Annotated in this window: 10 protein-coding genes, 1 pseudogene, 1 riboswitch and 1 other annotated feature; of the genes and pseudogenes, 10 read left to right on the top strand and 1 reads right to left on the bottom strand. The window is 32.3% G+C overall.

All coding sequences use genetic code 11. The features are described 5' to 3' along the window. Positions 1-91: 91 nt before the first annotated feature. Positions 92-205: riboswitch (FMN riboswitch) on the top strand. Positions 206-283: 78 nt separating this feature from the next. Together QVO42_RS09290 and QVO42_RS09285 are read left to right on the top strand one after the other, a co-directional pair. After that, entirely contained in the window at positions 284-874 is a 591-nt protein-coding gene (locus tag QVO42_RS09290; RefSeq protein WP_022425840.1) for an ECF transporter S component, read from the top strand. 71 nt (positions 875-945) lie between these two features. Next, the gene (locus QVO42_RS09285) at positions 946-2,271 is read left to right on the top strand and encodes an aspartate kinase (protein WP_022425839.1); all 1,326 of its coding nucleotides are present in this window, start codon (positions 946-948) and stop codon (positions 2,269-2,271) included. Between the two features lie 272 nt (positions 2,272-2,543). Here QVO42_RS09285 and QVO42_RS09280 read toward each other — a convergent pair whose 3' ends face one another. Further along, a complete protein-coding gene (locus QVO42_RS09280) occupies positions 2,544-3,332 on the bottom strand; it encodes a hypothetical protein (RefSeq protein ID WP_022425838.1) in 789 nt (262 codons plus the stop codon). Positions 3,333-3,493: 161 nt separating this feature from the next. Between QVO42_RS09280 and QVO42_RS09275 the strand changes: the two genes are divergently transcribed. From QVO42_RS09275 to QVO42_RS10485, 8 genes and pseudogenes are all read left to right on the top strand, one after another. After that, complete coding sequence (locus QVO42_RS09275) at positions 3,494-4,891, top strand: alpha-amylase (protein ID WP_288164301.1); 1,398 nt, start codon at positions 3,494-3,496, stop codon at positions 4,889-4,891. A gap of 400 nt (positions 4,892-5,291) precedes the next feature. Continuing rightward, a complete protein-coding gene (locus tag QVO42_RS09270; protein WP_022425836.1) occupies positions 5,292-6,020 on the top strand; it encodes a MurR/RpiR family transcriptional regulator in 729 nt (242 codons plus the stop codon). Between the two features lie 344 nt (positions 6,021-6,364). Continuing rightward, positions 6,365-6,859, top strand: coding sequence for a signal peptidase I (gene lepB / locus QVO42_RS09265; protein WP_288164299.1), 495 nt, complete (start codon positions 6,365-6,367; stop codon positions 6,857-6,859). Between the two features lie 86 nt (positions 6,860-6,945). Next, complete coding sequence (locus QVO42_RS09260) at positions 6,946-7,932, top strand: isopeptide-forming domain-containing fimbrial protein (RefSeq protein WP_022425834.1); 987 nt, start codon at positions 6,946-6,948, stop codon at positions 7,930-7,932. A 27-nt stretch (positions 7,933-7,959) separates the two neighbouring features. Continuing rightward, positions 7,960-8,769, top strand: a complete 810-nt coding sequence (locus QVO42_RS09255; protein ID WP_022425833.1) for a class C sortase — start codon at positions 7,960-7,962, stop codon at positions 8,767-8,769. A gap of 8 nt (positions 8,770-8,777) precedes the next feature. After that, a complete protein-coding gene (locus QVO42_RS09250; RefSeq protein WP_022425832.1) occupies positions 8,778-9,659 on the top strand; it encodes a Cna B-type domain-containing protein in 882 nt (293 codons plus the stop codon). After that, positions 9,646-10,125 (top strand): hypothetical protein, encoded by a 480-nt coding sequence (locus tag QVO42_RS09245; RefSeq protein WP_022425831.1) that lies wholly within the window; start codon positions 9,646-9,648, stop codon positions 10,123-10,125. Before QVO42_RS09250 ends, QVO42_RS09245 begins: the two co-directional genes overlap by 14 nt. Before the next feature lie 111 nt (positions 10,126-10,236). Further along, positions 10,237-10,471: a binding site (T-box leader), on the top strand. 50 nt (positions 10,472-10,521) lie between these two features. Then, positions 10,522-10,674 (top strand): annotated as a pseudogene (locus tag QVO42_RS10485) (3-deoxy-7-phosphoheptulonate synthase); the annotation flags it as partial.

Below are 10,674 nucleotides of genomic sequence, written 5' to 3'. Positions count from 1 at the left end.
ACATTGAGACATTATCACATTGGAATCAGAGGGATTTCCCTTATTTTTTTCTATCTGTTGACAACTTCATATAACATTTCTATAATAGTTCTTGTATCTTTGGGGCAGGTGAAATTCCTGATCGGCGGTAAAAGTCCGCGAGCGTAAAGCATGAACTGGTGTAATTCCAGTACCGACGGTATAGTCCGGATGGAAAAAGATGGCGTTTTTATGAAATGACTTTTTCAATCTCCTATAAGATATATATATAGGAGATTTTTTTTCGCCATAGAAAGAGGCAAAAATGAAAACTAAAAAACTAGTAATGGCAGCTCTACTTGGTGCATTAGCTGCAATCTTAATGGTATTGGATTTCAATGTTCCATTCGTACCAATGTTTATTAAATTTGATTTCTCAGATTTCCCAGTATTAATTGGGGGATTTGTATTCGGCCCACTTACTGGTGTATTAATCGCATTCTTAAAGATTGTATTAAATCTTCTCTTTAAACCAACAACAACTATGTTTGTAGGAGAAGTATCTAACTTCTTACTAAGCGTATGTTATATGGGAGTAGCCTGCTTATATTATAGAAAGCATCGTACTAAGAAGGGTGCTGTAATAGGTATGGTACTTGCCACTGTTGCAACAAGCTTATTTGCGATTGCATCAAACCTATTAGTGATGTTCCCAATGTATGCCAAACTATTTGGTATGTCTACAGAAACCATCATTGGTATGTTCTCTAAGATCAATCCATTAGTAAAAGATATGACAACTATGGTTATTGCATCACTTGTTCCATTCAATCTCTTTAAATATGGTGTTATTTCACTAATAACATTCATTTCTTATAAGAAAATTGAAGTTATTTTGAAAAAATATTCGAATTAAGCAAAAAATATATTGATTAATTTAGCCATATCATGTAATCTTTATACAAAAGCGTGAGGTGGAATAAAGATATGAAAGTGGTTAAATTTGGTGGCTCATCGTTAGCCAGCGCAACTCAGTTTAAAAAAGTACATGACATCGTTCTAGAAGATACTGATCGTCATTATGTAGTTCCCAGTGCCCCTGGGAAAAGAAATAAAGAAGATACAAAAATAACAGACTTATTGATTCTAGCTTATTCGCATCACAACAAAGATGATTTTGAAGAAATCTATGACAGAATCAAAGAACGTTACAATGAAATTATTACTGAATTAGGTCTTGATGTTTCTTTAGAAGAAGACTTTAAAGAAATTAAAGAAGAAATCAAAAAACAGAATAGTTTTGATTATACAATTTCACGTGGTGAATATTTAAATGGTAAAGTATTAGCTAATTATTTAGGCTTCGACTTTATTGATGCTGCCGATGTAATCTATATTGATAAACATGGTAGATATGATGAAAAGAGAACAGATGCAGCTCTCACAAAAGCTTTATCTGAACATGATTATGCAGTTATTCCAGGTTTCTATGGACAGTTAAATGATGAATCAGGGCGTATTAAAGCCTTCTCTAGAGGTGGTAGTGATGTTACTGGTAGTATCGTTGCGAAATGTGCCTGTGCAGATTTATATGAAAACTGGACTGATGTATCAGGTTTCTTAATTGCAGATCCTCGTATTGTGAAAGATCCTAAACCAATTGCGACAATCACTTATAAAGAACTAAGAGAATTATCTTATATGGGTGCGAGTGTTCTACATCAGAATTCCATCTTCCCAGTAAGAAACGAAGGTATTCCTATCTTAATCAAGAATACAAATAGTCCAGAAGATCCAGGTACTTTAATTGTAGAAAGTACTTGTCATAAACCAGATCATGTTATTACTGGTATTGCAGGTAAAACAGGTTTTGCGACTGTTATGATTGAAAAAGATATGATGAATAGTGAAATCGGCTTTGGTCGTAAAGTACTACAGGTATTTGAAGAACATGGCTTATCATTTGAACATATGCCTTCTGGTATTGATACAATGACTATCATTGTGAATAGTGATGACTTTATTGAAAAAGAACAGGCTATTCTTGCAGGATTACATCGTGCAGTACAGCCAGACTATATTGTCTTAGAATCTGATTTAGCCCTTATTGCGGTTGTAGGTCGTGGTATGAAGGACAGCCGTGGTACTTCAGCAAGAGTATTTAAAGCACTTGCGAAAGAAAATATCAACGTTAAGATGATTGACCAGGGTTCATCAGAATTAAATATCATCGTAGGTGTAAGAAACTGTTATTTCAAAGCAGCTATCAAAGCTATTTATGATGAATTCATCACAAGCGAAGACGACGAATAGAGAAGCAAATTGCTTCTCTTTTTTTTCTTATAATATCGAGTGACATGTATATTATTTTGTGCTAGTATATAGACAATTCATAAATAAGGGAGGAACTATTTACATGAAATACAAATTTACTGCATTATTAATTGAAATTATACAGCCACTACTTACGGTATCCTATCCCTGTTTATGTAATGTTAGATGAGATTTCATATCGCTTAGCACTTAAGTCATAAGAGCCTTCATTTCGAAGGTTTTTTATGTAAAAAAGAGGAAAATGATCTCCTCTATACATTAATAGGTTTATTTCTTATACATATAATAAGACAGATGACAGCTAATATACAGGCAACAATATGAAATCTCATAAAGCTTACTAAACATATAAGAACCATAAGACTACCACATATCATATAAGTCGTATTGATCTTTCTTAATAATGCACTCATACCAATAGAAAAACATCCAAGTACACCTGTCAATAACACAAGATTTAATCCAAACATATGACAAATATTATTTACAGGTAAGAAATACATGATTACATATGCTATTAAAGTGATTCCTAGAAATAGTGTAGAAAGTGGGAAATTACTCATTAAAGGCTTTAATAAAGCATGATCAAATAGATGTATATGATTTCTTACATCCATCTCTACTAGAACACTAAGTATCGCATTAGACAATACAACGAGTATTGTAATAGTAGTAAGTGTTCCTAAAGAACCAACTAATTCTTTTTCTATCAAATGACGATCATGAATAAATAGTGTCATCACAATAGCTCCAAGTAACCCTTGCAATAAACTTAATATTCCCTGAAATATAGAAATAGAACTATGTGAATGAATACCACATATAGCCATCACAAAAGAACCAGCCATGCCAATAAGAAAACAGAAGGCACTCAACCCAAAAGGTACAATAACTGTATTATATTCAAACAAATGAAACAAATTATACAACATGCCTACTATCTCATCCCCAATAGAAGGCTGTAAATGAATCACACCATGACTATATACTAAATTCACAAATAAGAAGCTAATAGCCAATGCTTCATACTTCTTTTTCATAACACCACTCCCTATGCACTATTATAGTTCTTTTATATCTTTATACAATTGTATATTGAATGTAAGCGGTTCTTATTGTCAATACATTTAGTATACATTTAGATTATTCCCTTTGTGCACAACACGAATCAATAGGTTATAATGTATAAAGGGGTGATGATATGAAGAAGGGTGTCATGATGCAGGGCTTTGAATGGTATCTCCCATCTAGTCCACATTTGTGGAAAATATTAAGAATCAATGCCTTTAAGCTTAAAAAAGCAGGTATTACAGCTATCTGGCTTCCTCCTGCTTATAAAGGTGCATATGGAGTCAATGATACAGGATATGGTGTCTATGATCACTATGACTTAGGAGAATTCAAAAGCAAGAATACAATACGTACCAAATATGGCACAAAGAAGGAATATCTCTGGTGTATTAAGATGTTTCATCTGTTTGGAATAGATGTCTATGCAGATATTGTATTGAATCATCTCATGGGTGCAGATGCCATGGAACAAGTCATTGCCTATAAGGTAGATGCCTATCATAGACATAAAGTATCTAAAAGAAAAAGAGTCATTCGTGCTTCTACATACTTCTCATTTCCATCTAGAAATAAATATTCTGACTTTATATATAATTCAAAACATTTTACGAGTGTAGATTATGATGCATCTAAACATCAACATGGTCTTTATCTTTTCAAAGGAAAACACTTCAGTGAGAATGTTGATGATGAATATGAAAACTATGATTACTTAATGGGTGCAGACCTAGACTACAATAATCCTGAAGTAGTCGAAGAAGCCATTCAATGGGGACTTTGGTATAAAGACATGACTCATCTAGATGGCTTTAGATGTGATGCCATTAAACATATAGACTCATCTTTCTATGAACATTGGATCACTACAATGCGTAATCACTCTAAAAAAGAACTCTTTACAGTAGGAGAATACTGGGGTGATATTAACCATTTATGTCATTATCTAGAATCTACACACTTCTGTATGAGTCTATTTGATGTACCATTACACTATCATTTCTATGATGCCAGTCATTCTAATGGTTATTATGATATGCAAGAAATTTTCAATAATACGTTAGTACAAAGATATGACAAGTATGCTGTCACATTTGTGGATAATCATGATACACAGCCAGGACAATCTTTAACTTCTTTTATTGAAGATTGGTTCAAACCACAGGCTTATGCCTGTATCTTACTAAGAGAACAAGGTTATCCATGCATCTTCTATGGTGACTATTATGGAATCCCTCATGATCATATCAATCCTAAGAAAGATCTATTAGATTATATGTTGAAGCTAAGAAAACAATATGTAGAAGGAATAAGACATGATTATATAGATGATCCAGATGTGATAGGTTGGACTTATGAAACAGGACTTGCAGTCATACTCACTAATAGTAAAGGTGGTACAAAACGTATGTTTATAGGTAAGAAGTATAAACATATGACAGATGGTAAACATACTATTGACATTATTGATGGCTATGGTGAATTCATATGTGATGAAGCATCTCTTAATCTATATATTGCACAAAAATAGAAATTATTGAATATATTGGGTACTGTTGTATTTACATTTGTTTGAGTATATCGTGAATATGGAAGAGGAGCGAACATTTTGAATTTTACTTATGCACATGTGAAAAGTCTCAATGATATTGAAGCACATATTTATAAATACGTTATAAATTAGTGGTGAAAAACCTATAGGCTTGCCCATGGGAGTGGTCAGTTGAAGATGGGAATATTGTTTCAACTATTCCTATACAATATACATTCGAGAGGAAATTATGAAAGAACTAGGCGAGTAACTGTTGACTATCAAGAACAGTTACTTTTGATTTCAGCATTGCTGAAAGCCAAAAAAACATTGATGAAATCGGTCACATTTAGGTATATACTAATAATGCATGATGATACTAAAAGGGAGGGTGGTATTGGTGAGTTTTACATACGCTCAAGTCAGTAGTTTAAATGAGACAGAAGCGCAGGTATACAATTATGTCATGATGAATAGGGATAAAGTCATGGATGAAAGTATTCGTGAATTGGCACATGATACACATGTCTCTACAGCAACAGTCATACGATTTTGTAAGAAGATGGGATGTTCAGGGTTCTTAGAATTAAAATACAAATTAAAAGATCATATCCACACTCAATCAATTAAAGCAAAACAAGATAGTACTAATTTCATGAGTTTTGTAGCTTATACAAATACTAAACAATATCAAGATGGTATTCAGGAAGCTGCAGAAATTATTCAGAGTGCAGATAATTTTTTTGTATTAGGACTCAGACATTGCGCTGATTTTTCAAAATATATAGCGCGCACATTTTCGCATATTGGATATTACTGCTATGGGTTTGTGGATAATCTTTATCCCGCACAGGATGTTCCTGAAGGAGAAACTTCTGTTATTATGATTATCTATGATAAATCTCTAGAAGATCTGATTTTTGAAGAAATTAGAAAATACAAAAGTAAACATTATCAGGTTATCCTGCTTTCAAGTGAAAATGTTGGTGCTATGGAACATCTATGTGATGATGTGATTCACGTGACAGATGGGAAAGTGAAGCATGGGTCGCTTACTTCTGGTGTTCCTATGTTATACGCAGTTGAGAAAATTGTTGCTATACTTACAAAAGATGAAATTGAAGAATAACTGTTCCGCTAGATCAGTTATTCTTTTTTAATTAGACCACCAACACAAATAACAATTAGTGTTACATATATATCTAACGAGTAACTATATTAAAGTAAATAGTTACTTTTTTTCTTTCGGTTTTTATTCATATAATAAATGAAATTGTTTTTTTTGCTATTGGTACGAAATATAGATGATTTTTATTATAAGCAAAACATTAAAAATAGATAAGCACAGCAAATGTTTCGAGTGAGTGTTACCTGTTACATTATGTATCAAATTAATTGTTTTTAAATTATTTCTATGATATTTTTTTCATGGTTTTTTCTAAACATTAACAATAACTTAAAAAAGGTGCTTATATGAAGAAAAAAATAACTTTTATTAGTTTAATTATTATATGCATCATAATGTTTCTGATTACTACTTTCTGTCCATTTTACAAGGTAGAAGGAAACTCTATGAGCCCAACATTAAAGAATAATGATTATGTATGTATCAAAAAAACAAAATCTTTTAAACAGGGAGACTTAATCGCTTTTGAATACAACAATAAGCTTCTTGTAAGAAGAGTCATCGCCTTAAGTAATGATGAAGTCAATATTGATACAAATGGCTATGTATTTGTGAATGATAAGAAGCTAGAAGAAGACTATCTAACAAGTAGAAAAGACAATCCATTACGTGATGAAGTCTTTCCTTATACTGTACCTAATGGAAAGGTCTTTGTACTTGGAGACGATAGAACGCAATCTATAGATTCTAGAATGCGTGATTTAGGATGTATTGATCAAAAACAAATTATCGGAAAAGTTGTCATGAGGATTTATCCGATTACACGCTTTTCTATTTATTAAAAGAAAGGAGAGAATATGACAGATTATAATATTTTAAATAAGCCTGGCAGAAAGAAGTAGATGGTAAAAACTATAAGATTAACAATTTGACACCAGGTTATTATTTAGTAAAGGATAAAGATGGTTCAGTATCTGGACAGGATTCTGCAGACTATGATATTGGGGATGCAGTTCCATTCCAGTTAACTGGTACTGTAGCTCAGGATTATAATGATTACAAAGGTGCTTATCAGTTAGTATTCCATGATACTTTATCAAATGGTTTAACATTTAATGCATCTTCTGTTAAAGTATATGTAAATGACAGCACGGATCCAGTTGACACAGATAAGTATACAATTACAAATCCAACAGCTGATGGTCATTCTTTTGATGTGACTATTCATGACGTAAAATCTTTAGGGACTGATGTATCAAAAGTAAGAGTTGAATATACAGCCGAATTAAATGAAAATGCAGTCATTGGTTCTTTAGGTAACCCAAATAAAATGTATATGGAATTCTCTAACAACCCTAACAATGAACAGGGTGGAGATAAAGGGCAGACAGCAGAAGATAAAGTAATCGTATTTACATATAAAGTAGTTATCAACGAAATTGATTCTCGTAGAGTCCCACTTGCTGGTGCAGCCTTCAAATTAGAAAAAGTACTTACAAATGGTGAAAAGAAATTAGTAAAAGAATGTACAATTGGTGCCGATGAAAACGATCTTGAGAAAACAAAATTTGAATTCACAGGTTTAGATGATGGTCAATATATCCTTACAGAAACAGTTGCTCCAGAAGGGTATAACACAATGCATCCAATAACATTCTCTATTGTCGCATCTCATGATACAGTATCTGCTGATCCAAAGTTAACTGATTTAAATGGTAATCCTGTTAATGGTGAAATTGAATTTACTGCCAACAAAGATAAAGGTACATTAACTGCAGCTGTAGTTAACTACCAGGGTGATGAACTTCCAAGTACTGGTGGTATGGGTACTACAATTCTATATGCTGCTGGTGTAATCTTAATTCTTGCAGCAGGTGCATTCTTAGTAATGCAGAAAAAAGCTGAAAATAAATAATTTAAAATAGAAAGGAGATGTCCTATAATGAAAAAGAAGATAATTAATCTATTTATCGGAATACTTTTTATTGCAGGACTCTCCTTACTTATTTATCCAAGCTTTAGTAATTATTGGAATCAAAGACATCAGACCAGGGCGATTGCTGGATATGAGGAAAAGGTCGAAGACCTGACTGAAAAACAGTATGAAAAGCTCTGGAATGATGCCACTTTATACAACAAAAATTTAAGACATACAATGTATGCCTTAAATGATGACGAGAAAAAAGTATACAATGAGACTCTAGATGTTACTTCGACTGGTATGATGGGTTATGTAGAAATCCCTAAGATCAATGTATCACTTCCTATTTATCATGGAACAGATGCTGAAATCTTACAGATTGCGATAGGACATATCCCAGGAACATCATTACCAGTAGGAGGAGAAAGTACTCATTGTGTTATATCTGGACATAGAGGATTACCAAGTGCCGAGCTTTTCACTGATATTGATCAGTTAAAGATAGGTGATACATTCATGCTTCAGATATTAGATCAAACTCTTTATTATGAGGTCGATCAAATTAAAACTGTTCTTCCTACAGAAAAAGATGATTTAAAGATTGTGGAAGGACAGGACTATTGTACACTTATGACTTGTACACCTTATGGTGTCAATACCCATAGACTACTTGTCAGAGGTCATCGTATTAATAAGACAAATCTAAGAATTAGAAGAGATCTAGTTAAAACAGACCCAGTACTTCTAGATATATTCTGGATAATACTTGCAATTATTATTGCATTTATCTGGTATCTCACATCAAAGAAACAAAAAGAAAGGACTAAATAGCACTTATTATGGGAAAAAGATTAAAGAAATTACTTTTATGTATGACAATTTTATTATCAGTGACTGTATTTAATGTATTCCAGGTAACTGCTGTTGATGTGAACAAGAATTGTTCACTTACACTTAATGAATGTTTATCAGGGCTAAATGTTCATTTATATCGTGTTGCAAGTGTTTCTAAAGATGGCAGTTATGAATATACAGATGAATTTAAAGATGCAGAAAATAGCTCTATTGATTTAAATAAGCTAGAAACAAGTGAAGAATTAAAAAATGCAGCTATGACTTTAAAAGGTTATGCTGCAAACAAAGAAGGCGTGACTAAGACAACAACTTCTTCTACTTTAACTTATTCAAACTTAAATACAGGTCTTTATTTGGTTGTGGCAGATAATTTAGTAATAAATGGTAAGACATATACTTATTTACCTTATCTTATTTCTTTACCACAAGGTACTAAGTATGATGTATCTATTGATTTTGTGAAATATTCAGAAGTTCATTCTTATGAATATAAAATTATTAAACAGTGGAAAGACAATGGCTCAACTCATCCTAACTCAATAGAAGTAGAACTCTATGATGGAAATACATTTCTTAAGACAATCACTTTAGATGCGGCTCATAACTATGCTTATTCATGGAAAACTGAACAAGTAATGAACTACAGTATTAAAGAAAAGAAAGTAAAAGGGTATAAGGGTATTGTATCAGTAAGTAGTAATGATGCAAAAACAGAATATATTATTACTAATACAAGTACATCTAGTACTGGTTCTCACGTAAAAACAGGGGATACTACAAGAATCAATCACTGGGTCACATTAATGGCTTTATCAGGATTATTTTTACTTATAGTAGGAACTCTATTTAAACATGAAAAAGATTAGTCAATTATTAATGACACTAGGATGTATCTGCATCCTAGTGTCTTGTGCTTTATTTGGTTATTCACAGTATCGACAGAATAAAGAAATAAAGGATATACAAACACTATATACTCACACAAAACAATTAATCCCCGATTCATATATTTCATCTGAGAATGCTTATTTAGATATAGATGGACATGATATATATGCGATACTTCAAGTCAATGATATCAAGTGGGTTATAGGGCATGAAGAAAGCCTTCCGCATTATAAGAATAAGAATATAATCATCCCAGAATCATTATTGAAACAGGTGCAGTCATTAAAGAATAGGGATAAACTTACTATTCATACTGTATCAGGTGAAACAATAAAATATCAATTAGAAGTCATTGGTAAAGTAGATCAACTCTCAAAAGGCATACCTGCCCTGTATTGTAAGAACGGTTCTAGTTACTATTGTATTAATATAATTAAAGTGTAATATTTAGATAATACATAAATATTATGCAAAAGCATAAGAAAAATAGAAAAAGCAGTTGACATGAGTGTGATTATTCAGTATGATGAGTTCACAAATTAAGAACTACTAAGTATAAATACAGTGAAAAGAAATAGTAGATATCTCAAAGAAGCATAGAGAATCCTTGGCTGGTGTAAAAGGATGTTTGAGGGATATTGAATTCATCTTGGAGTAGAGCGTTGAATGAAGTAGGCGTTTCCGGTCACAACCGTTATATTGTCAGAGTATGATAGTACTCGTTGAGCTATATCTAGTGATAGATATATAAAATAAGGTGGTAACACGAAGATACACTCTCGTCCTTATAGGATGAGAGTCTTTTATTTATACAGGTAGAAGATAAGAGGAGAAAAGATTATGATTATTGTATTCAAGCCAAAAACAAGTGAAGAAGCTGTAAAGAAGATCCAGGCTAAGGTAGAAGAAAAAGGATTAGAAACTCATTTAGTTGTAGGTCATGATGTGACTATCTGTGGTGTAATTGGTGATACTACTAAAGTAGATCCTAGA

It is taken from the genome of Catenibacterium sp. CAG:290 (assembly GCF_000437715.1).
In the GTDB taxonomy this organism is placed as follows: Bacteria; Bacillota_I; Bacilli_A; order Erysipelotrichales; family Coprobacillaceae; genus Catenibacterium; species Catenibacterium mitsuoka_A.
The sequence above is the reverse complement of the archived record's forward strand: the minus strand, read 5'-3'. Positions and strand labels throughout refer to the sequence as shown.